Genomic DNA, 22402 nt, shown 5'->3' with positions numbered 1-22402 from the left:
AAAGTTCACAGATTGATGCTAAACAAAACTAAAAGAGTTGGATTTCCAACTCTTTTTGCTTATAATTCAACTTCTTCAAACCCTGTCTCCGTCAGTTTATAAATCTTCTGGCAGACTTCTTTGAGAAAGATTCGGTCGTGGGAGACAGCTATGATGGCGCCAGGATAGGTCGCCAAAAGCTGGCGAACCTGAGGCTGAGAGGTGGGAGAGAAGTTGCGGGTTGGCTCGTCTAGAAGGAGGACATTGGGGCGGTCTAGGACTAGTTTGAGCAGGAGGAGCTTGGCTTTTTGGCCGCCGGAAAGCTGCCCAATCGGGTGGCGGGCCTCGTCGCGCGTGAACTGGAGACTGGCTAGATGCGTCAGGATTTTTTCCTCCTGGGACTTATCGCCAGAGGGAGCCAGAAAGTCCAAAGGGCTGCTCTCATCAGCCAGCAAGTCGCCATAATGCTGGGGCATATAGCCTACTAGCATGTCTGTCCGCTCACGTAGGATCTTCCATATTTCCTTAAGCAGAGTAGATTTGCCTACACCATTAGCACCAATCAGTCCGATTTTTTCCTGGCCGCAGACCTCCAGAGTCAGGTTCTCCGCCAGTTGTCGTTCGTCTGTTTTCAGTTTCATTCCTTCTAATTTGAGGATTCTTTTGGTCAATGGCAGAGCTTCTATGTCTGAGAAGTGAAGGCTGATGATATCTTCCTGTGTCGGGATTTCGGTCATTTCAGCGCCTGCCTTTTCAAATCGTTTGCCCTGCGAGAGGACGTTTTTCATCTTCTTAGCCACCAGTCGACCTGCAGTAGCATCATGGGTGTTTCGTAAAGTATGCTCCACACTCTGCTTAACCCGTCGGTGTTTTTCCATGGTCTTGGCGTGTTCTTCTCGCTCTTTCCGTGCTAGTTGTCCCTGTTTTTCAAAGGCATCCTGACGCTGATGGCGGTAATTTTCATAGTCCAGACTCTTGATGCTGGTTCTAGCCTCCTGCTTCTTTTTGATTCGTTCCAGATGAACAATCTTGGTCGCAACTTGAGCGAGAAAGTGCTCGTCATGAGAGACGAAAAGGACCGTTCTCTGGCTGTGGCTGATAAAGCTTTCCATCCAAGTCAGAGTTTCGAGATCAAGGTCATTGGAGGGCTCATCAAGAAAGAGAATGTCCCAATCACTGGCTAGTTTCTTGATGAGTTGGACCTTGAGTTTTTCTCCTCCAGATAGGCTAGAGAGCCGCTGCTGACTGGCAAAACGCTGGCTGTCAAAGTTGAGCTCTCCAGCATAGCGGTAGAGCTTGGCATAGTCCAGTTCGGTCTCAAAATCAGCAAAGAAATAGTCATTGAGCGTCAGTTGGACATCTTCTGAAGGCAACTGCTGGGGCAGGTAGACAGCAGCAGTATAGGACTTATCAATCTGTCCGCTGTAGCTGACATAGGAGCTGACCAGTCGCTCGTCTAGCAAGAGCTTGAGCAGGGTGGACTTGCCATTGCCCTCCTCACCGATAATAGCGACCTTGTCTCCTTGATTGACTGTCAGTGACAAATCTTTGACTAACTCCTTCAGGTCTTTTAGGTGGGTGATCGTTAGATTTCTTATTTGAAGCATAGATGTCTCCTTCGTTTTATAACACAAAATACAGCCCTGCTTTATTTAGCAGAGCTGTTTTTAGTTGCACAAAGCAGACACAGGAGTGTCTAAGTAGGATTATTCGTCTATTAGGCTTCCAGCTTACACTGTCATAGGAGCGACAGGATTAATCTAAAGATAAGCAAATAAAAGCTAGAAAGCACCAAAAACGAACATCCCGCGGATATGCAGAAACATGACAAAATCTACTAAATAAAGTTTCCTTTAAAAAATAGACTTAATTTTTCATGTCTCCGTGTACCTCCGAAATAGTTCTGCTTTAAGTCTAACAGAAGAAAGTAAATTCGTCAAGCGCTTTCAAATAAATAAAAATTTTTAAAAGATTTTTGGAGCCCATTTTTATAAACCTTCTAAAAATATTGATTTCAAGGCTTTTAAGCTGATTTTTATATATAATTTTTTAATTATATAAAAATTTGACATATACCAGAAAAATATATATAATCTTATTGTATATAAAATTTATATATATAAAATGATTATACAAATAGGCCTAAAATTTGTAAAAGATAAGAAGAGCTGGAATGTGATAGATTTCAGTCCTCATTTTAAATTGTATCTAAGGAGTAAGAAACCATGCCAAAAACCTTATTTCTCTGGCTTTTGACAATCCTAAGCTTAGGACTAGTAAAAACGCCTCAAGCTAAGACGATGGAGCAATCTTTGAAGTCTAACACGGCGGCCATTCAGATTAGCCAAAAAATTCAGGACTATGTCAAGAAAGATGATGCGACAAGAGTGGCTGTAGAAGCAGTGACTTTTGATTAGATGATGCAAATCATTGCTTAAGAAAGGAGAAAGATATGCTAAGAATTTTTATCCGAATGGTATACAGAAGTATCGCCTATGCGATTGTCGAAGCTAAATAGAAAGGAAATATCATGAAAAAATCATTTATTCTAATTCTTTTAACGATTATAACTCTAGGACTCTTCCGGCCGGTTACAGCCTTGGCCGAGGAGCAGAAGCTGCCGTCTGGCACGGAGCGCAGCCAAATTGGTCAGAAAATCCAAGACTTTGTCAAGGAACATGAAAAAACAACAGCTGGTTTGGCGACGACGGTCTTTGATAAGGATGGCACCATCTACAAAGGAAACTTTGGCTATATGAACAAGGAAAAGAAAGTCAAAACGGATGATAGCAGCGTTTTTGAATGGGGATCGGTTACCAAGCTGACGGTTTGGGTCTCCGTCATGCAGCTCTGGGAAGAGGGAAAGATTGACCTAGAGGAAGACATCCGCACCTATTTGCCAGAGGGATTTTTAAAAAACCTTCGCTATGACAAGCCGATCACTATGATTGATCTCATGAACCATCAGGCGGGATTTAGCGAGTCAATTCAGGGCTATAAGGAAGAGACAGGATTGACAATTGAGGAAAGCTTAGCCACTAATCAGCCAACCCAGTCCTACGAACCCGGCACCATGACCAGCTACTCAAACTTCTCTGCCGGTTTGGCGGGCTATATCGTCGAGCGAATCTCCGGACAGGACTTCTCTACCTATGTCCATGAGCATATCTTCCAGCCATTAGAGATGAATGATACAGCTATGTCTTCAGATTTGAAGGATAATCTTAAGGTTTATAAGAAGCGAATGGAGGCCATGTCCTATAGTGCAGATGGTCAGACTTCGAAGGGGACTGCCTATTTATACTCAGCGCTCTATCCAATGGGAAATGCTGCCTCTACCATGGCTGACTTTCAGAAGTTTGCCCAAGCGCTTTTGAAGAAAGAGAAGCTCTTCCAGCGAGCTGAGACTTGGGCGACCCTTTATACGGCAACTTCGAATTATCCGGGAACGGATATGCCGCTCAATATGCACGGTTTCTGGGATGCAGAGTTTGGCATGACTGTTGTCGGCCATAGCGGTAATACCTTGGGGTATTCCTCTTACATCCTGCTAGACTTGAAAAATGGCATCGGTATGACTGTCATGACGAATCAAGAACACGAAAGCGTCTACAACCATGAGATGCCGGCTTTGGTCTTTGGAGCTAAGAAAAAAACGAGCCAAGCAACCTTTGATACATTTCAATCTGGTTATTACCGATCTGCTCGCTACTTTGCCAGTGGTCCTATGTCTATCTCTAGAAGCTTATTCCTTTATACTCGTTTTGTCAAGAAATCCGAGGACAATCCACTTTTGAGTCAGGATTTTTCAGTAATCAGTGGCAGCGGAGATAAGGCCAAGGTGACAGCTGCCTATGGAGGTTATTTCAGAGTCAAGGATAGCGAAATTTTGGCAGACTGGGCCATGCTTATTTCAGCGGCAGTCGGAATTGTTTTCGGTATCATTCTCTTTTTGGTACGGGGTGGTTTAGATCTTTTCCGATTGGTATTCAAAAAAGGCCAGCCTAAAACACCTAAGAAACTTCGGATTTGGACTTATCTGACCTCTTTAGCAGCAGTAGGAGTGGTTTTAAATTTCTATGGCCTTGTTGCAGCTTTTCTAGCAAGTAATCGTAGTTACCCCTATAGCATATGGCCTTATATAGTCTTTGCAGTTCTAGGTTTAATCTTAGCAGGATGTGCCATCTATCCGTTCTTGAGTAAGGCTCGAAAGGGTCTCGGAAAAGGTCGGCTCTTATTGACAATCATGACGAGTCTATCTGCTCTCGCTATCGTAGCTAACATTCTTTATTGGTCGCTCTACCAGTGGTGGGCGATGTGATAAGTTGCCTGTCTTCCTTCGGGAAGATGGGCTTTGTCTGCATAATTCTGCAAAGGAGAATCGCATGAAAAAAATATTTATTTTTACACTGCTAACTATTTTAACATTGGGGCTTTTTCGCCCAGCCACTGCGCTAGCTGAAGAACAGAAGCTGCCGTCTGGTACGGACCGCGACAAAATCGGTCAGAAAATCCAAGACTTTGTCAAGGAACATGAAAAGACAACAGCCGGTATGGCAACAACCGTTTTTGACAAGGACGGGACTATTTACCAAGGCAGTTTTGGATATATGAACAAGGAAAAAGGCATTAAAGCCGATGACAACAGCGTCTTTGAATGGGGGTCAGTAGGGAAACTAGCTATCTGGGTCTCCGTCATGCAGCTCTGGGAAGAGGGCAAGATTGACCTTGACGAAGACATTCGCACCTATCTGCCAGAGGGATTTATGAAGACTTTGCGCTACGACAAGCCAGTCACTATGACAGACCTCATGAACCATCAGGCCGGCTTTGGCGAGTCTACCCACGCCTACAAGGAAGATAAGGGCTTGTCTATTGAGGAGATTCTGGCAGTTAATCAGCCAGAACAGTCTTACGAACCAGGCACCATGACAGCCTACTCGAACTTTTCAGCTAGTCTGGCAGCCTATATCGTTGAGAGAATCTCCGGTCAGGACTTCTCGGCCTATGTCCATGAGCATATCTTTCAACCACTAGGGATGAAAGACACTGCTCTATCAGCCGACTTTAAGGAAAATCCAAAGATTTACCAGAAGCGGATGGAGCAGATCTCTTATCGGGCGGACGGGACATCTATGGGAACTAGCTATTTTCATTTAGGACTTTACCCGGCAGGGAATGCCGTCTCTACTCTGGCTGACTTCCAGAAGTTTGCCCAAGCGCTTTTGAAGAAAGAAAAGCTCTTCAAGAACGCTGAGACTTGGACAACCCTTTACACAGCAACATCGAATTATCCGGGAACGGATATGTCGCTCAATATGCACGGTTTTTGGACACGGGAGTACGGCACGACGCTTGTTGGCCATGGAGGAAACTCAACTGGCTACTCATCTTATATTCTGCTGGACTTGAAAAATGGTATAGGTATGACCATTATGACGAATCAAGATCATGAGTTGGTTTATAACTATGAAATGCCAGCCTTGGTTTTTGGACCTAAGAAAAAGACGGGCTCAGCCACCTTTGACAAATTCCAGTCTGGTAATTACCGATCTGCTCGCTACTTTGCCAGTGGCCCTATGTCTATCTCCAGAACCTTGCTTTACACTCAGTTTGTCGAGAAATCTAAGGACAATCCGCTTTTGACCCAGAATTTTTCTGTAGTCAGCGGTAGTGGAGACGAGACTAAGGTAACAGCTTCCTATGGCGATAACTTCAGAGTCAAGGATAGCGAGTTCTTTACAGACTGGGCTCTGCTTATTTCAGCGGCAGTCGGAATTGTTTTCAGTATTATTCTCTTTTTGGCACGGGGCGGACTGGATCTCTTCCGCTTGGTCTTCAAAAAAGGCCAATCTAAAACACCAAAACCTCTTCGTATCTGGACTTACCTAACTTCTTTAGCTGGAGTAGGTGTGGCTATAAATTTCCTCCTCCTCTTCAACACATTTGCTACCAGCGATCTGACCTTTTTAGCTAGCTGGCGCTACATTGTCTTTGCCGGTCTGGGATTGATTCTGGCTGGCTGTGCAGTCTTCCCACTTCTGACCAAAGCAAGAAAAGGACTGAGCAAGAGCCGACTCTACCTGACGGTCATGACTAGTCTATCTGCGTTGGCAATCGTGGTTAATATCCTCTACTGGTCGCTCTATCAGTGGTGGGCATTGTGATTATTTTCCCGCTTTCTTTTTGGGAATGGACTAGCTCATGAGGTAAATCGTTTGATTAATTCTTTTTACAATTTTAAGGTTAGTGATTTTTCAACAGGAGCTGAAGTACAATAGCTGTCTTTTATACAGAGCGCGGCTAAATGAGGCAAAAAAATCAAGGACTTTATCAGACTACAAAAAGCAAGCAGATAAAACCAAACCATTTCATTTAAAGGAGAAAATCAGATGACCAATGAAACAAGAAGCAAACCACAACCAAAACTAGTCTGGCCTTTCCTAGCCTGGAACTTCGGATGGACTTGGGGATTTATGTTGCTAGCTATCATTCTCAAAAATCTCTGGCCGGAAAATCCACCTGTACTCTATCTGGCTCTGGAAGGCCTCCTAACGAGTCTCAGTATGTTCGGACCGGTGATAGCAAGCCTAATAGTGCTGAAAATAAAAGGCTTCAAAGCCATTTGTTCCTTTATCTTCTCAAGCAAGAAAGGGACTTGGCTCTATCTCCTACTCTTCTGTGGAAGTCTGGCTGTGACTTTTGCATTAGCTTCCGGAGGCAAGCTAGTAGATGGAGCTCTGCTTTCATTTATTGGATCCTTTATCTACCTTATGACCTTGGCTGGTGGCATGGAAGAGCCTGGTTGGCGAGGGTTTCTGCAGCCGGCTTTGGAAAAGAAGTTCTCTATGCTTATCGCCTCCTCGATAACTGGACTAGCTTGGGCTTGCTGGCATATTCCTCTCTGGTTTTATGACCGCTTTTATGATCGAAGTCAGAATCCCTTTCTAGTCTATACCATTGTAACTATAGTCCAGTCCATCTGGTTTGCTGCGCTGCATAAGAAGACGAAGTCTGTCCTTGCCTGTATGATTTTCCATGCCCTGCTAGATATTCTGATAGCAACGTTTGTCGGCATCAACCTAGCTGATAAGTTTGATTTCTCTCAGGTTAACTCCCTCATTTACCTTGGCGGCATGGGCATTATGACCCTTTACAGTATTTATCTCTGGTATCGGGCGGATAAAGAAGAGAAAAACGCATGACTAAAAAATAAGAATAAGCTGATTCTAAAATTAAAAGGAGACTGTACAAATTATCTGACCTTAGCTCATGTGAATCTTTGAGTCGAACAGAAAGGAAATGCTATGAAAAAATCATTTATTCTGACACTTTTAACGATTATAACTCTAGGAATCTTCCGGCCGACAGCTGCTTTAGCTGACTCGCAGAAGCTGCCGTCTGGCACGGACCGTAGCCAAATCGGTCAGAAAATCCAAGACTTTGTCAAGGAACATGAAAAGACAACGGCCGGTATGGCAACAGCAGTCTTTGATAAAAACGGAACCATCTACAAGGGAAATTTTGGCTATGTGGATAAGGAAAACAAAGTCAAAGTTGACGATGATAGTGTTTTTGAATGGGCTTCAATCACTAAACTGACGGTTTGGGTATCGGTCATGCAGCTCTGGGAAGAGGGCAAAATCGACCTAGAAGCAGACATCAAAACTTATCTGCCAGAAGGCTTTCTCCGCAATCTTCGCTATGATAAGCCTATCACCATGCTGGATCTGATGAACCATCAGGCTGGCTTTGATGAAATGCCACTCTACAAAAAGGGAGACAAGAGCGACTTGGAAGAGCAGTTCCGTGATTACCAGCCTATTCAGTCCTTTGAGCCGGGTACGACGACATCATACTCTAACTTCAGCACGGCTTTGGCCTCTTATATCGTGGAGCGGATATCTGGGCAGAAGTATGCAGACTATGTCCATGAGCATGTTTTTGAGCCGCTGGACATGGATCGGACTGCTATCTTGCCTGACTTATCGGACAACGCTTATGTACAGGAAAAGCGCAAGGAGGATAAGGGCTATGATGACCAAGGTAAGCTCTTGGGTGATACACCATTTAAGCTCTGGATGTACCCAGTCGGAGGGGCTGTGGGGACTCTAGGAGACCTGCAGAAATTCGCCCAGGCCTTGCTGGAACGTAAGACGCTCTTTCATCGTCCAGAAACTTGGACCGAGCTTTACTCAACAACCTCTACCCACCCTGGTACGGATATTGTTCGTAATGCTCATGGCTTTTGGGCCAGTCACTACGGTGTTACCTTGCTGGGACACAGTGGTAATGCTGATGGCTTTTCTAGCTATCTCTACTTGGATCTAAAAAATGGCATCGGTCAAGTCATCTTAACCAATCAACTGTATGAACAAGTTTACAATGTTCAAATGCCGGAGTTGATATTTGGCAAGATGCAGACTGTCAGCGAAGCTACTAAAAAGCAGTTCAAGCCTGGCTCTTACCACTATCTGAGAAGCTATAATAGGGGGCCACTGTCCTTCATGCTCATGATTCCCGGGGCCATCCAAAAGATCAACAAAGTCTCAGATCAGCCGGATCTGCTGAGCACTTTCTGGACTATTGACCGAAGCCAAGGTGCTGACCGCCTCGAATTTGGTGTCCTTAATGCAGAAAGGATTTCCGATTCAGTTCTCTTTAGGCATTATCTAGTCGTGTTTCTCGGAGGTCTGGCACTCGTGTTTGCTCTGGGAAATGTCTTGATTAGTTTTCTGATTGGCTGTTTCCGTTTCATCCTGCGTAAAGCTAAAAGTTCGACTCCGCGCTCTTGGAAGGTCTGGAATTACCTGACTTCTCTAGGAATGCTGCTGTTTGCTGGCAATCTCATTTTGCTTTTACTGTCTGCCATGAATCAGGATTACTCAATTGTTCAATCTTGGCGTTATATGGTCTTTGCAGGTCTGGGACTGTTCTTAGCAGGCTGTGCGGTTTATCCGCTCTTTAGCAAGGATCGCAAGAATCTCGGAAAAGGTCGCCTCTTCTTGACGGCTCTGACTAGTCTATCCGCCCTGGCCATAGTCGTTAATATCCTCTACTGGTCGCTTTATCAGTGGTGGGTGATGTGATATAAGTTGCTTGCCTTCCTTTGGGAAGGCGGGCTTTGCCTGCATAATTCTGCAAAGGAGTATTTCGTGAAAAATTCTATTCTAATGATTTTAACTATATTAACACTTGGTTTGTTCCAGCCAGCCACTGCATTGGCTGACTCTCAGAAGCTGCCTTCGGGCACAGAGCGCAGCCAAATTGGTCAGAAGATCCAAGACTATGTCAAAGAGCACGAAAAGACAACAGCCGGCATGGCAACAGCTGTCTTTGACAGAGATGGCACTATCTATCAAGGAAACTTCGGCTATATGGATAAGGAAAAGGGAATCAAAGCCGATGATAACAGCGTTTTTGAATGGGGTTCCGTGACTAAGCTGACCGTCTGGATCTCTGTCATGCAGCTCTGGGAGCAAGGTAAGATTAACCTAGAAGAAGATATTCGCACCTATCTGCCAGAGGGCTTTCTCAAAAATCTCCGCTATGACAAGCCTATTACTATGCTAAATCTGATGAACCATCAGTCTGGCTTTGACGAAGCCCCTCTCTATATGCAAGGGGGCAAGAGTTTAGAGGATTTGCTGCTTCAATATCAGCCGGCACAGTCCTTTGAGCCGGGCACAACGATAGCTTATTCCAACTACAGTACGGGGTTAGCAGCCTATATTGTGGAGCGAATTTCTGGGCAATCCTTTGTTGATTATACACATGAGCATATCTTCCAGCCTCTGGACATGGAGAGAACGGCCATAGCTCAAGACTTGTCTGACAATGCTTATGTCCAAGCCAAGCGCAAGGAAGTAAAAGGATATGCGACAGATGGCAGTCTGTTAGGCGATGCACTTTATGAAGTCGGCCTGTATCCAGTTGGTCGAGCCACAGGAACATTGAGTGATTTTCAAAAATTTGCTCAGGCTCTGCTGAGTCGCAAAACTCTCTTTACTCGGTCGGAGACTTGGACGACTCTCTATTCAACGACAGCAACCTATCCTAATACAGACATCGTTCGTAATGCTCATGGCTTCTGGGCCAGTAAATTTGGCGTTACAGTGCTAGGGCACGGAGGGAATACGAATGGTTTTTCCAGCTATCTCCTGCTGGATCTGAAGGATGGTATCGGTCAGGTAATCATGACCAATCAAGGTGTGGAAGAAATTTATAATGATGGCATGCCAGAATTGATTTTCGGAAAACGTCCGACAGCCAGTGCAGAGAGTCAGAAAAAGTTTGAACCTGGCTATTATCAAATTCTTCGGAATTTTAACCAAGGTCCGCTTTCTTTGTATCAGCTCTTTCCAGGTAATATGCTTCATATGAAGAATCCGTCCTCAGAGCGAATGGATCGTTCGTTTTGGACTATTTATAAAAGTGGAAATGGCAAAACGCGAATCGCTACTCCGGTCAGTGATTTTGAGAGAGTTCCTGACTGGGAAATCTGGACTAAGTTTGGGTTGGTTGCTTTAGCAGCTCTTAGTGTCGTTTACGCTTTGGGCAATCTACTTGTGCGGCTTGTGCTAGTCCTTTATCGACTGGTCTTTGGCAAAGAAAAAAGCAAGCAAAATCGAGCTTGGAAATGGTGGCACATCTTGACAGCTGCAGGAGTAGTGGCCGTGGCTTGCAATTTACTCTTGCTGCTACTTAGCTCAAGTGCAACGGATCTCAGTATCATCGCTCAGTGGCGTTATATGGTCTTTGCAGGTTTGGGATTGTTCTTAGCAGGATGTGCAGTTTTTCCGCTCTTTAGCAAGGCTCGAAAGGATCTCGGAAAAGGCCGCCTCTTCTTGACAGTTCTAACTAGTCTATCTGCACTCGCTATCGTAGCCAATATTCTCTACTGGTCGCTTTACCAATGGTGGGTAATGTAGTTTAAAAATTTTGAAACAAGAAAAGAGCCGGCTTATAGCTGGCTCTTCGTTTGGTTTTATACATTCAGTACCTTGTCCAAGAAGTCCTTGAGACGTGGGTGCTGCGGATTGTCAAAGATTTGGTCAGGCTTGCCATCTTCTAGGAATTCACCATCAGCGGTAAAGATAACGCGGTTAGCTACTTGACGGGCAAAGCCCATCTCATGGGTCACAATCAGCATGGTCATACCTTGCTGGGCCAGATCCTTCATAACGTTTAGAACGTCGCCGACCATTTCAGGGTCAAGGGCAGAAGTAGGCTCGTCAAAGAGCATGATGTCTGGATTCATGGCCAGACCTCGAGCAATTGCCACCCGCTGCTTTTGACCGCCGGACAGGCTGTCTGGACTAGCATCTGCCTTATCAGCTAAGCCGACCTTTTCCAAGAGCTCCATCCCCAGCTTATTTGCTTCGTCTTGGGTCAAGCGCTTGTGCTCAACAGGAGCAAAGGTGATATTTTCCAGAACAGTCATGTGAGGGAAGAGGTTGAAGTGCTGGAAGACCATACCGATATTTTCTCGAACCAGATCCACATCAGTTTTCTTGTCTGTCAGATCAAAGCCATCAACCGTGATGGTTCCGCTGGTCACTTCCTCTAGCAGGTTGAGACTGCGCAGGAAAGTTGACTTACCAGAACCAGAAGGGCCGATGATGCAGACTACATCGCCCTCGTAGAATTTAGCAGTAATCCCCTTTAGGACTTCGTTTTCCCCGTAGTATTTATGAAGATCGTTCACATCGATTTTTAATTTTGCCATTACTTAATCCTCTTTTCTAAGCGTTTTGCCAAGCGGGTCAAGAGCGTGATAATGATGAGATAGAGCACGGCTAGGATAGCATACATCCGGAAACTCTGATAGTTACGGGCGATGATGTCTTTACCTGTTTTGAAGAGCTCGGCCAGTCCAATAGCTGAGACAATCGTTGTATCCTTGAGTGCGATGACAAACTGATTGACAAAGTTTGGCAACATAATCTTGGTTGCCTGTGGCAGGATAATTTTGCGCATGGTCTTGGAGTAGGAAATCCCTAAGCTGCGGCTAGCTTCCATCTGTCCAACTGGTACGGCCTGGATACCTCCACGGACAATTTCAGCGATATAGGCGCCGGCATTGAGAGAGAGAGCAATGGTTCCTGCAACGAAAGCGTTGATTGGACTTTGTTGTCCAGTCATGGATTCGATTAGGTTAGGAATCCCCCAAAAGATAAAGGCTGCCACAATCATCAGCGGAATACCGCGAATGACATCAACAAAGATTTCTGCAATCCAGCGCAGCGGTTTATAAGGGCTGACGCTGAACATACCAAAGATAATCCCAATGACCATAGCAATCGCAAATGAAATCAGGGCCAAGGCAATCGTCACCCCCAGACCTTTAAGAAGTTCTTGGTAGTTGTTTTGCAGCAAGCCCCAAATAGTTGACTCATCTACTGTGGATTCCTTTTCCTCGCTAGCCAGATACTTGTCTAAAATCTCTTGGTACTTGCCGCTTTCTTTGAGGTTGGCCAGTCCATTGTTAAACATCTCAATCAACTCAGGATTGCTGCCTTTTTTAACTGCGAAAGCGACTTTTCCGCTTGGTGTACCTTCAATAGGTGTTTTAAGTTTCTTGCCTTGTTTGATGGCGTATTTGACAACGGGCTCATCATCCATCACAGCTGCGACAGAGCCAGTATTAAGGCTGTCATACATGGAAGCTGCATCTGAGAATGTTTTAATAGAGTAGCCGTACTTGCTCTTGTTTTCCTCAAGGAAAGTCTGAGAAGCGGTACCGGTTTTGACACCGACTGTCTTGCCCTTGAGTTCCTCGTAGGACTTGATATTGCTGCTGTCCTTAACTGCCAAGATAGAGTTGGCTGTATAGTAAGGGTCAGAATAGTCAAAAGTTTTCTTGCGGGCATCGGTGACAGACATGCCGGCGATAATTCCATCAGCCTGACCGGTCTGAACGCTATTAATAGCTGCATCAAAGCCAGGGTTAGTTACTTCCACAGTAAAGCCTTGGTCCTTGGCAATAGCCTTAATCAGCTCCATGTCAATCCCAGTGTATTGGTTGCTGTCATCTTGGAAGACAAAAGGAGCAAAAGATGAGTCGCTGGCAATGATGTATTTGTCTTTTGTCGGAGTAGCTTTTTGACCGGCAGGAGTAGAAGTCTCTGGAACGGCGGAGTCAGAGCTGCCTTTAGAAGCAGTCCATTTATTAATGATTTCATCCAGACTGCCGTCTTCCTTCATCTGCGCCAAAGCTTCGTTAAACTCAGTAACTAAGTGCTCGTGTTTGCTGCCTTTTTTGACACCGAAAGCAAAGCTTCCAACAGCCTCACCCTTCATAGAAATTTTCAGGTTTTGGCCTTGATTGATGGCGTACTCAATGACAGGCTGATCGTCCATCACTGCATCGATATCACCAGCAGAAAGGCTGTTATACATTAAGTCGCCCGTGTCAAAGGTTTTGAGAGTGTAGCCATACTTATCCTTGTTCTTCTCAAGGAAACGTTGGGCAGCGGTTCCTGTTTTGACACCGACTTTCTTCCCTTTCAGCTGTTCATATTTGCTGATGGTGTTTGCCTTGGTCGTCGCGATAACGACCTTGGTGTCATAGTAGGTATCAGACATGGTAAAGACTTTTTCGCGCTCGCTTGTCTTGGTCATACCAGCCATGATGGCGTCCGCTTGACCAGCTTGGACGGCATTGACAGCTGCATCAAAGCCCGGGAAGCTCATGTCAATGTCCCAGCCCTTGATTTCAGCGACCTTGTTGATGATATCAACGTCAATCCCCTTGTAATTCTGATCAGAATCTTTAAATTCAAATGGTGCGTAAGCAGTATCGGATACGATTTTGACCGTATCTGCCTGGGCTGTCGCCCCTAACGCAAAAAATGGAAATAATGTTAGCAAGACTGCTAAGAATTTTTTCTTCATTTTCTTCCTCCTTTTTAGCATTCTAGCATTATAGCAAAAAAACACTGATTAGGCAAATTTCTCCTGTTTACATGTTAGGTTTTCTAACATATAAAACTCTCTGTTTTTGTAAGTTGAGCCGCAACTTTTCTTTGTTCTTAGAGCAAAGTCTGCTATACTGGAAATGAATGAAAGCAAGGATAGAATGAGGTTCTTATGAAAAAATCACGTATCTTAGACGGAGTCAATCAAGCTCGCTTTGTCCCTCCTTATATTTTGTCTCTTTTGCTGGCAGTTGTTTTCGTGCAAGGAGGACAGCAGTTGGCCTATCTGGCTTTGGAGCCAATTTCTGCTATCCTCAGTCTTATGCTAGGTTTTTTAGGGCAAGGAGGATTCTTTGAAATCTTTTTCAATTTTGCGCTTCCTTTTCTCTTATTTGGCTTTGTATTTATGATACTGGCTCTCTTTCTTTGGGTGCGCGGGGCTGAAGGACGACCGCTCGCGACTCTGGGCTTTGTTAAAAAAGGAAGCTTGGTGGAGCTGGTCAAAGGATTGGCAGCAGGTTTTCTCCTCTTTAGTCTAGTCGCTCTGCTTATGCTGTTGAGCGGAGCTGGCTCTTTTGAATGGGGACAGCTGACACTGGAACCTTTTCTCTATATCTTGATTTTGCTTCCGCTTTGGATGATTCAGGGTGGAGCAGAAGAGCTAGTGACACGCGCTTGGCTGCTGCCAGTTGCTGTCAAAAAGACCAATCTGCCCATCGGTTTGCTGACTTCGAGCTTGCTCTTTGCCCTCTTGCACCTAGGCAATCCAGATGTTGGTATTCTTCCCATTCTTAACATTGCTTTATTTGGCCTCTTTGCAAGTCTCTATTTGCTCCGGACGGACAATGTCTGGGGGATAATAGGACTTCATGCTGCTTGGAACTTTAGCCAAGGCAATATTTACGGTTTCAGCGTTAGTGGTACTGGTGTTGATGCAGCAGTCCTGAACTTTATCCCTAAGTCGGAATGGAGCTGGCTGACTGGTGGAGCTTTCGGCGCTGAAGCTTCTATTTTCAGCTCGTTCATTCTCTTGCTAGCCGTGCTTTACTTGCTTATCAAGATGAAAAAAGACGGTAGTTTGACTGAGTTAGTGGAAAAGAAGTAGAAACAGTACGAACGGCTCTCTTTTGCTCATCCTAAAATAATATGCTATAATAAAGTAAAACGAGGAAAGGAATAATTATATGTTTAAATCTCGTATGTTGGATGATATCAAGCAATCGCGTTATATTCCGCCGATTTGGTTGGCTATCTTGATTGCTATTGGTTTTGTTTATGTAGGTCGTTTTGCTGGAATGTTCGGAATGTTTCCGATTGGGCTTGTTATTGGTATTTTGTTCCGTGCGACAAACCCCGCTGGCGGCCAAGCAGCACTTATGGAATTTCTCCGTCACTATAGTCTATTTTTTGAACTATTTACTTTCTTTTTTATCGCTCTTACTGTCTTTCTCTGGGTTCGATATCGTGAGAAGCGTTCTTTTTCTAGTCTAGGACTCTATAAACAAGACTGGTTCAAAAATCTCCTCAAAGGCTTCCTTATTGGAGCAGTTCAGTTTTCAATGGTTGTGGTCTTGCTCTTGGTTACGGGGACAGGCAGTCTGAAATTAGGTCAGGTTAGCTTGCAGTCTTTGATTTTTGTTGTAGCTATCATTCCTTTCTGGATTCTCCAAGGTGGGACAGAAGAGCTAGTGACGCGTGGTTGGCTCTTTCCAGCAGTTAGCACTAAGTCAAATATCTTCATTGGTATCTTGATTTCCAGTGCTCTATTCGGGGCTCTGCACCTCTTTAACCCTGGTGTGAGCATTCTTTCTATTGTCAATATCATACTAGACGGTATCTTTGCTTGTTTCCTTATGCTCAAGTATGACAATATGTGGGTACTGGCTGGTATGCACGGCGCTTGGAATTTTGTGCAAGGAAATATCTATGGTATTCAGGTCAGTGGCCAAGGAGCATCTATCTCAATCTTGAACTATAGCTCACAATCTTCTGTGGATTTGCTATCTGGTGGGGCTTTTGGTGCTGAAGGATCTATTTTTGCCAGTATCGTCCTGATTGGCTGCATTGCCTATCTTTACTGGTCACTCAAGAAAGAAAATCGCCTGCCTCAGGCACTGATATTTAAGAAATAACCATTTCGCCCAGTTGAGCTGGGCGTTTTTATGTCTTTTAACGAGAGGTGTGACAAGAGACAGACGATGGTAGAAGCGCGGCTATTCTACCTACACCCAAATCCAGAGAAAATAGGGCAAATATGGTAAAATGATAGAAGCACAAGTTGAGGAATAAAAGATGATTAACAGAATAACAGATAATAAATTTGAATTGGTTTCCAAGTACGAGCCTTCTGGTGACCAGCCTCAAGCTATTGAGCAGCTGGTGGATAATATTGAGGGGGGCGAGAAGGCCCAGATTCTCATGGGGGCGACGGGTACTGGTAAGACCTATACCATGAGTCAGGTGATTTCTCGAGTCAACAAGCCGACTCTGGTTATTGCCCATAATAAAACGCTGGCCGGCCAGCTTTATGGTGAGTTCAAGGAGTTCTTCCCTAATAACGCGGTGGAATATTTCGTTTCCTACTATGATTATTACCAGCCGGAGGCCTATGTGCCCTCCAGCGATACTTATATCGAAAAGGATAGCTCGGTCAATGACGAGATTGATAAGCTCCGTCACTCAGCGACATCAGCCCTCTTGGAGCGTAACGATGTGATTGTCGTGGCTTCGGTCTCTTGTATCTATGGTCTAGGTTCGCCTAAGGAATACTCTGATAGCGTGGTTAGCCTGCGTCCTGGACTAGAAATTTCCCGTGACAAGCTGCTTAATGATTTGGTAGATATCCAGTTTGAGCGCAATGACATTGACTTTCAGCGGGGGAAATTCCGGGTTCGAGGCGATGTGGTTGAGATTTTTCCAGCTTCTCGGGATGAGCATGCCTTTCGGGTGGAGTTTTTCGGAGATGAGATTGACCGGATTCGTGAGGTTGAAGCCTTGACAGGTCGAGTCTTGGGTGAAGTGGACCATTTGGCCATCTTCCCAGCCACTCACTTCGTGACCAATGAAGACCACATGGAGGTAGCCATTGCTAAGATTCAGGCCGAGCTGGAGGAGCAGCTGGCTATCTTTGAGAAGGAAGGCAAGCTTCTGGAAGCCCAGCGCTTGAAGCAGCGCACGGAGTACGATATCGAAATGCTGCGTGAAATGGGCTATACCAACGGCGTTGAGAACTATTCTCGCCACATGGATGGTCGAAGCGAAGGAGAGCCACCCTATACCCTTCTGGACTTTTTCCCTGATGATTTCTTAATCATGATCGACGAGAGTCACATGACCATGGGACAGATTCGGGGTATGTACAATGGTGACCGCTCTCGTAAGGAGATGCTAGTTAATTATGGTTTCCGCCTGCCATCTGCCTTGGACAATCGTCCGCTGCGCCGGGAGGAGTTCGAGAGCCATGTTCACCAGATTGTCTATGTATCGGCTACGCCGGGCGACTATGAAAATGAACAGACTGATACTGTTATTGAGCAGATTATACGGCCGACAGGGCTTCTGGATCCAGAAGTGGAAGTCCGTCCAACCATGGGACAGATTGATGACCTTTTGGGAGAAATTAATGCCCGTGTCGAAAAGAATGAGCGAACCTTTATCACAACCCTGACCAAGAAGATGGCGGAAGACTTGACGGACTATTTTAAAGAAATGGGTGTCAAGGTCAAGTACATGCACTCAGACATCAAGACTTTGGAGCGGACTGAGATTATCCGTGATTTGCGCTTGGGTGTCTTTGACGTTCTGGTTGGGATTAACCTGCTGCGCGAGGGAATTGATGTACCTGAGGTTAGCCTGGTGGCAATTCTTGATGCAGACAAGGAAGGCTTCCTCCGCAACGAGCGTGGCCTAATCCAGACCATCGGCCGGGCAGCCCGCAACAGTGAGGGGCATGTGATTATGTATGCGGACACCATGACCCAATCCATGCAGCGCGCTATTGATGAAACTGCCCGCCGTCGGGCAATCCAGATGGCATATAACGAAGAGCATGGCATTGTACCGCAGACCATCAAGAAAGAAATCCGCGACCTGATAAGCGTGACCAAGGCAGCCCTGCCAGACAAGGAAGAAACTGTCGAAATCGAAAGCCTCAACAAACAAGAGCGCAAGGACATGATTAAGAAACTGGAAGGTCAGATGCAAGAAGCTGCCGGACTTCTGGACTTCGAGCTGGCTGCGCAAATCCGCGATATGATATTAGAAATAAAGGCAATGGATTAGAAAATATAGTTAGCACCAAAGTTGCAAGCTAAGCTCTTAATTGCTTCTCTAGTCAATGAGTCACTATGTGAAAAAAAGTTAGAGAAGTTTAAGTGGGGGAATTGAAGTGAAAAAGGATTTAATTAAACTAATATTTATTTTCTTTATTTCAATTTTTGTCATAGGCATGTTACCTATAGTTCAATTTATTTGGGCATTTATGCCGACAAAACTTGTTACAAAAGAGGAAAAGCAGCATATTGAATATGTTGTGAACACAGCTTTTGAAGATAATTTAGGATTGAAGGTTAAGAACATAGAGATTCCAACTTGGGTTAGTCATGTTACTTATCAATATTATGTAAAAGTTCAATTGACAGAAGAGGCGGACAAAATTTTAACAGATAAGTTAGAAGAAAGAACTTATTCCTATTACTCTAATAGCGATGATGAACCATCTTCGATACTAACAAATCTTATCTTTTCTTATGTCTTAGATACAAATTCCCATCCTATGTTAAATACCTTATATTTTGACAAAGAGTCTGTTCTAAAGCCAGTGAAATTTAAGGAGCTGAGAACAGATTTAGATTACGATGTAACTGATGACCAAAAAGGATTTTATCGTGATTTAGTTCAAATTAAAAAAGAACTAAAGTATAACCCCAAGACAGAAAAGTATGACGCATCAGCAGAGGAAATAAAGAAATTGAGAAAAGATATGATTCAATTGTCAGAAAAGTATGGAGCTCAATTGAGTTTGTATCTCAATCTGGAAGGTCGAATTCCTGATGGTGCGACTCTAACTGATTATGTTGATTTTGCTACCTTACCTAAAAATGTTCATGTAGTTGTTTGGGGAGAAAATGGGAAATTAGATAGCAATGGTTTTCAGGCGGAATAATTTAGATAGCGATATAATTTTTTGCATAGAACTAAAAACCATATAAAAAAGATTTATTCCTTAAAAATTGATAATTCGAATAAAGTTTAAATATCTATCTAGAAATAAACGAGGAGCACTATATGCGTTATGCACTTTTACTCCGTGGCATCAATGTCGGCGGGAAAAACAAGGTCGTGATGGCTGATTTGAAGAAGGATTTGGCTGGGTTGGGTTTTGAAAATCCGGTTTCCTACATCAATAGCGGCAATCTTTTCTTTGATAGCGAGGAGCAGGAGGAGAGGATTCGGGAGAGCTTGACTGCTTATTTCAGTCGGTCTTACGATTTTCCGCTGCCTTTTGTCCTTGTCAGCTCTGCCATGCTTGAAAAAGAAATAGCCAATCTTCCTGCTTGGTGGCAGGATGAAACAGCCTTTCGGCGCGATGTTCTCTTTTATCTGCCAGAGGTAGACAGGGAAAGCGTTCAAGACCTAGCAGGCAGTTGGGCGAATGACAAGGAGCAACTGCATTTTGGACAGGCGGCATTCTTTTATAGCAATGCTGACCAAGCGGATTATCTCAAGTCCAACTACCATAAGAAACTGCTCAAGTCCAGTTTCTACAAGCAACTGACTATCCGGAACGGCAAGACTTTCCAGAAGATTGTGGAGTTGGTGAATGAAAAGTAAAACCAAAAAGAAAAATAAAAGAAAAGTAAAAGTTCAGGAGAACAAGTTTATTCTTTGGTTGGAAAAACATTGGCTAGTAGAAGCTCTTTTAGGTTATATATTCTTTATAATGGTTGCGATTGGAGTGGGATTTTTAACATTTGGAAATAAGTCTATTCCGGGTCCGCTTCGAGAGTTTAAATATGTTAGCCTTTTGTATATAAATTTGGTTTTCTTGATTGCTCTTCCATATTATTCCTGGTTTGGAAGTCTAAGAGAAGAAGGCTTCAACACGTTGAAAGGTTTTTCAGAAGTTTTTCTTTATCTTAATGGTCTACTTTTTCTTTTGCATTATTTTATAGGAATAGAATTAGAAGACGGAGAGGGATTTCTGCCACCATTGTGGAACTTGAATCCTCGCTATGTTTGGTTTCCGATTGCTACCTATCTAATCTTTTTCTTCATTCCAGCGTTAACGATGTTGATTTTGAAATATAATGAAAAAAAGAGGAAAAATCATGACAAAAGAAAATCTGTCTAAATTATTTTCATTTAAAACACTCTATCTGGCCTTGCTAACCTTTGTCATTCTTCATTTGATTTTGTTACCTTTTGGTCTATCCTTTACTCCAGTTTTGTGGAATAGTTGGTTTCTTATTCTTTGTTTGACCTTCTTTATCCATCCTTGGATAGTCTTTTTTAGGACAAGAGATTTTCACTGGTATCACCTTATTTTTCAATTATTCAGTGGATTGGTGGCGCTTTATCTTTGGTTTTCGGCATTCTTTACTTTGTCAATTATCTCGGATCCAGCCATTCCCATTAATATAGACTATCATATACAAGATAAAGAAATCATCATTGTCAGAGGTTTTGTGGTCCATAGTACCTATGAACATCATGAATTGATCAATCCCTTTATCATGAAGTTAGAAGTAAAATACAACGAAGATATGTTTTAATAACTTAGAAAGTGAGAAAATTTATGTCACGTTCCCAAAAAACAATCCTAACAAACATCTGCCTTGTCGAAGATAAGGCACGAGGTAAAGTCCTAATGCAGTATCGCTCTCCTGAGCGCTATCCTTGGTCTGGATATGCTTTTCCGGGTGGTCATATTGAAAAGGACGAATCTTTGCACGATGCGGTTGTGCGTGAGATTTTAGAGGAAACGGGGTTAAATATTTCTCATCCGAAATTGGTTGGGGTTAAGAACTGGCATACGGATGAGGGGATTCGCTACATTGTCTTTTGTTACAAAGCGACTGAATATTCTGGTCAGATTCATTCGACAGAAGAGGGCGAGATCTCTTGGGTAGACAAGGAAACCCTGCCACAGCTGGACTTGGCCTACGATATGTTAGAACTTCTGCGTATGATGGAAGATGAGGAACTGTCAGAATATTACTATCATGAGCGTATCGAAGGTGGTTGGCGTAAAAGTATGTACTAAAAAGACTGACTAGGTTGGGGCCTAATCAGTCTTTTTCTTGCTTGTTATTTATCCTGTAAAAATCCTAGGTCTCTCAAGGCAGATTCTACATAGTCCAAATCCTGCTGAGAGTCGGCTTGTACCAGGTGATAGTGAACTCCATCTGTCAGCTCAGATAAGGGGCGAAAGGCACAGGATGTGACCTGTTGGAGAAAATGCTGGACATCGCGGCGGCAGGTTAGCTTTAGGTAAGTCTGGATTTCGCCGTAAACTGGATGCTCAATCAAAATAGTCTGTACGCGGCCGCCATTATCCACGATAGCCAGCAACTCAGCCTCCATATCCTCAGTCCCATGCTGAACCTTGAAGAGTTGATGAACAGCAGTGCTTTCTTGGCGGTCTTTATAAAGATAGCCACGGTTGGTTGAGAGGATGGGGGCACCATCAGCCCGCAAGAGGGCAATATCTTGCACGATAATCTGCCTGGTCACATGGAAATGTTCAGCCAGTGACTGACCGTTGAGGGTAGCAGATGATGTTTTCAAAAGGTTTAATAGTTCTTCTCGTCTTTGCTTGGTCATAGCTTCATTGTAAACCAAAAGTCAGGAATCTTCAAGCTCTAGCGAATCTTTTTCAGCGCTTGATAGATGAACTTAGCAATGACAAAGTCGACCATGCTATGGATGACCGTACCAAGTCCAACCAGACCAAATAAGATATAGAAAGCATTAGCAGGATAGGCAGAAGTCGTGTAAAAGAGGATGCAGACGACCACTTCACCAAAGGCATGAATCAAGGCCAGTAGGAAATTGAATACCCACGTCTTCTTCTGGCTGTCCAGTGTGTCCGGGTGCTTTTGCAGATAAAGAGCGCCGATGCTAGCAAAGAGCAAGTGGGACAGGGCTCTAAGAGTTATGATAAAAGGAAGTCCGGACATTCCAAACCCAATAGTAGAACCAATCACGACAATCACCGTCATGAGAGGGGAGATAAACATAGCCAAAAAGATAGCGACATGGCTGGCTAAGGTGAAGGAAGCGGGCGGAATGACAATTTTAATCGGCATAACCAGCGGGATAACAATGGCTAGTGCAGTCAAAAAAGCGGTCAGTGTCATAAACTGATTTTTAGATTTTGGTTTCATAGCGACTCCTTTTTATCTGTATATACACTAGTATAGTACACTGTTTTTGCAGAAAGGTCAAGAACTGTAGGAAATCCTAAAAGAGATTTGTCAAAATCCTTAAAATAGCTTATACTA

At 44.0% G+C, this 22402-nt stretch carries 19 protein-coding genes; 14 read left to right on the top strand and 5 right to left on the bottom strand.

What is annotated here, in order from left to right; all coding sequences use genetic code 11:
• Nucleotides 1–59 precede the first annotated feature (59 nt).
• Complete coding sequence (locus PCY71_RS02520) at nt 60–1586, bottom strand: ATP-binding cassette domain-containing protein (protein ID WP_301412411.1); 1527 nt, start codon at nt 1584–1586, stop codon at nt 60–62.
• Nucleotides 1587–2204: 618 nt separating this feature from the next.
• Here PCY71_RS02520 and PCY71_RS02515 point away from each other — a divergent pair.
• The 6 genes from PCY71_RS02515 to PCY71_RS02490 all read left to right on the top strand — a co-directional run bounded on the left by PCY71_RS02515 (nt 2205) and on the right by PCY71_RS02490 (nt 10910).
• Nucleotides 2205–2396 (top strand): hypothetical protein, encoded by a 192-nt coding sequence (locus PCY71_RS02515; protein ID WP_048772726.1) that lies wholly within the window; start codon nt 2205–2207, stop codon nt 2394–2396.
• 113 nt (nt 2397–2509) lie between these two features.
• The gene (locus PCY71_RS02510) at nt 2510–4300 is read left to right on the top strand and encodes a serine hydrolase (RefSeq protein WP_048772729.1); all 1791 of its coding nucleotides are present in this window, start codon (nt 2510–2512) and stop codon (nt 4298–4300) included.
• Between the two features lie 64 nt (nt 4301–4364).
• Complete coding sequence (locus PCY71_RS02505) at nt 4365–6146, top strand: serine hydrolase (protein WP_048772733.1); 1782 nt, start codon at nt 4365–4367, stop codon at nt 6144–6146.
• 225 nt (nt 6147–6371) lie between these two features.
• On the top strand, nt 6372–7184 hold the full coding sequence (locus tag PCY71_RS02500; RefSeq protein ID WP_048772736.1) for a CPBP family intramembrane glutamic endopeptidase: 813 nt from the start codon (nt 6372–6374) through the stop codon (nt 7182–7184).
• 102 nt (nt 7185–7286) lie between these two features.
• The gene (locus PCY71_RS02495; protein ID WP_048772738.1) at nt 7287–9068 is read left to right on the top strand and encodes a serine hydrolase domain-containing protein; all 1782 of its coding nucleotides are present in this window, start codon (nt 7287–7289) and stop codon (nt 9066–9068) included.
• 84 nt (nt 9069–9152) lie between these two features.
• Nucleotides 9153–10910 carry a serine hydrolase gene (locus PCY71_RS02490; protein ID WP_048772865.1) on the top strand — a complete coding sequence of 586 codons (1758 nt, stop codon included), beginning with the start codon at nt 9153–9155 and terminating at the stop codon, nt 10908–10910.
• Nucleotides 10911–10966: 56 nt separating this feature from the next.
• On the opposite strand, the gene PCY71_RS02485 is transcribed toward PCY71_RS02490, so the two are convergent.
• Nucleotides 10967–11707 (bottom strand): amino acid ABC transporter ATP-binding protein, encoded by a 741-nt coding sequence (locus PCY71_RS02485; RefSeq protein WP_002895249.1) that lies wholly within the window; start codon nt 11705–11707, stop codon nt 10967–10969.
• A complete protein-coding gene (locus PCY71_RS02480) occupies nt 11707–13875 on the bottom strand; it encodes an ABC transporter substrate-binding protein/permease (RefSeq protein WP_048772740.1) in 2169 nt (722 codons plus the stop codon). Before PCY71_RS02480 ends, PCY71_RS02485 begins: the two co-directional genes overlap by 1 nt.
• A gap of 195 nt (nt 13876–14070) precedes the next feature.
• Here PCY71_RS02480 and PCY71_RS02475 point away from each other — a divergent pair, with 195 nt between their 5' ends.
• The 8 genes from PCY71_RS02475 (at nt 14071) to PCY71_RS02440 (ending at nt 21162) form a co-directional block, all read left to right on the top strand.
• Nucleotides 14071–15003, top strand: a complete 933-nt coding sequence (locus tag PCY71_RS02475; protein WP_048772742.1) for a CPBP family intramembrane glutamic endopeptidase — start codon at nt 14071–14073, stop codon at nt 15001–15003.
• Between the two features lie 79 nt (nt 15004–15082).
• Nucleotides 15083–16030, top strand: a complete 948-nt coding sequence (locus PCY71_RS02470) for a CPBP family intramembrane glutamic endopeptidase (protein ID WP_048772745.1) — start codon at nt 15083–15085, stop codon at nt 16028–16030.
• Nucleotides 16031–16190: 160 nt separating this feature from the next.
• On the top strand, nt 16191–18179 hold the full coding sequence (gene uvrB / locus PCY71_RS02465; protein WP_048772749.1) for an excinuclease ABC subunit UvrB: 1989 nt from the start codon (nt 16191–16193) through the stop codon (nt 18177–18179).
• A gap of 106 nt (nt 18180–18285) precedes the next feature.
• Nucleotides 18286–19062 carry a hypothetical protein gene (locus PCY71_RS02460; protein WP_002909559.1) on the top strand — a complete coding sequence of 259 codons (777 nt, stop codon included), beginning with the start codon at nt 18286–18288 and terminating at the stop codon, nt 19060–19062.
• A gap of 122 nt (nt 19063–19184) precedes the next feature.
• Nucleotides 19185–19730, top strand: coding sequence for a DUF1697 domain-containing protein (locus PCY71_RS02455; protein WP_060975966.1), 546 nt, complete (start codon nt 19185–19187; stop codon nt 19728–19730).
• A complete protein-coding gene (locus PCY71_RS02450) occupies nt 19720–20250 on the top strand; it encodes a hypothetical protein (protein ID WP_002909562.1) in 531 nt (176 codons plus the stop codon). Before PCY71_RS02455 ends, PCY71_RS02450 begins: the two co-directional genes overlap by 11 nt.
• Nucleotides 20228–20671 (top strand): hypothetical protein, encoded by a 444-nt coding sequence (locus tag PCY71_RS02445; RefSeq protein ID WP_125342482.1) that lies wholly within the window; start codon nt 20228–20230, stop codon nt 20669–20671. The genes PCY71_RS02450 and PCY71_RS02445 overlap by 23 nt, the downstream gene beginning before the upstream one ends.
• 23 nt (nt 20672–20694) lie before the next feature.
• Nucleotides 20695–21162, top strand: coding sequence for an 8-oxo-dGTP diphosphatase (locus PCY71_RS02440; protein WP_125342481.1), 468 nt, complete (start codon nt 20695–20697; stop codon nt 21160–21162).
• Between the two features lie 44 nt (nt 21163–21206).
• On the opposite strand, the gene PCY71_RS02435 is transcribed toward PCY71_RS02440, so the two are convergent.
• Both PCY71_RS02435 and PCY71_RS02430 read right to left on the bottom strand, forming a co-directional pair.
• Nucleotides 21207–21740: a transcription repressor NadR gene (locus PCY71_RS02435; RefSeq protein WP_185774645.1), complete on the bottom strand. Its 534-nt coding sequence runs from the start codon at nt 21738–21740 to the stop codon at nt 21207–21209.
• 20 nt (nt 21741–21760) lie between these two features.
• Nucleotides 21761–22285 (bottom strand): hypothetical protein, encoded by a 525-nt coding sequence (locus PCY71_RS02430; protein ID WP_125342480.1) that lies wholly within the window; start codon nt 22283–22285, stop codon nt 21761–21763.
• Nucleotides 22286–22402 lie beyond the last annotated feature (117 nt).

Source organism: Streptococcus sp. SN3 (assembly GCF_030439905.1).
This window is presented reverse-complemented; position numbering and strand designations above follow the sequence as displayed.

What these genes read in the sequence shown, in the direction of transcription:
- PCY71_RS02520 (WP_301412411.1), bottom strand. Translation starts at nt 1,586, where the DNA reads ATGCTTCAAATAAGAAATCTAACGATCACCCACCTAAAAGACCTGAAG.
- PCY71_RS02515 (WP_048772726.1), top strand. Translation starts at nt 2,205, where the DNA reads ATGCCAAAAACCTTATTTCTCTGGCTTTTGACAATCCTAAGCTTAGGA.
- PCY71_RS02510 (WP_048772729.1), top strand. Translation starts at nt 2,510, where the DNA reads ATGAAAAAATCATTTATTCTAATTCTTTTAACGATTATAACTCTAGGA.
- PCY71_RS02505 (WP_048772733.1), top strand. Translation starts at nt 4,365, where the DNA reads ATGAAAAAAATATTTATTTTTACACTGCTAACTATTTTAACATTGGGG.
- PCY71_RS02500 (WP_048772736.1), top strand. Translation starts at nt 6,372, where the DNA reads ATGACCAATGAAACAAGAAGCAAACCACAACCAAAACTAGTCTGGCCT.
- PCY71_RS02495 (WP_048772738.1), top strand. Translation starts at nt 7,287, where the DNA reads ATGAAAAAATCATTTATTCTGACACTTTTAACGATTATAACTCTAGGA.
- PCY71_RS02490 (WP_048772865.1), top strand. Translation starts at nt 9,153, where the DNA reads ATGATTTTAACTATATTAACACTTGGTTTGTTCCAGCCAGCCACTGCA.
- PCY71_RS02485 (WP_002895249.1), bottom strand. Translation starts at nt 11,707, where the DNA reads ATGGCAAAATTAAAAATCGATGTGAACGATCTTCATAAATACTACGGG.
- PCY71_RS02480 (WP_048772740.1), bottom strand. Translation starts at nt 13,875, where the DNA reads ATGAAGAAAAAATTCTTAGCAGTCTTGCTAACATTATTTCCATTTTTT.
- PCY71_RS02475 (WP_048772742.1), top strand. Translation starts at nt 14,071, where the DNA reads ATGAAAAAATCACGTATCTTAGACGGAGTCAATCAAGCTCGCTTTGTC.
- PCY71_RS02470 (WP_048772745.1), top strand. Translation starts at nt 15,083, where the DNA reads ATGTTTAAATCTCGTATGTTGGATGATATCAAGCAATCGCGTTATATT.
- uvrB (WP_048772749.1), top strand. Translation starts at nt 16,191, where the DNA reads ATGATTAACAGAATAACAGATAATAAATTTGAATTGGTTTCCAAGTAC.
- PCY71_RS02455 (WP_060975966.1), top strand. Translation starts at nt 19,185, where the DNA reads ATGCGTTATGCACTTTTACTCCGTGGCATCAATGTCGGCGGGAAAAAC.
- PCY71_RS02450 (WP_002909562.1), top strand. Translation starts at nt 19,720, where the DNA reads ATGAAAAGTAAAACCAAAAAGAAAAATAAAAGAAAAGTAAAAGTTCAG.
- PCY71_RS02445 (WP_125342482.1), top strand. Translation starts at nt 20,228, where the DNA reads ATGACAAAAGAAAATCTGTCTAAATTATTTTCATTTAAAACACTCTAT.
- PCY71_RS02440 (WP_125342481.1), top strand. Translation starts at nt 20,695, where the DNA reads ATGTCACGTTCCCAAAAAACAATCCTAACAAACATCTGCCTTGTCGAA.
- PCY71_RS02430 (WP_125342480.1), bottom strand. Translation starts at nt 22,285, where the DNA reads ATGAAACCAAAATCTAAAAATCAGTTTATGACACTGACCGCTTTTTTG.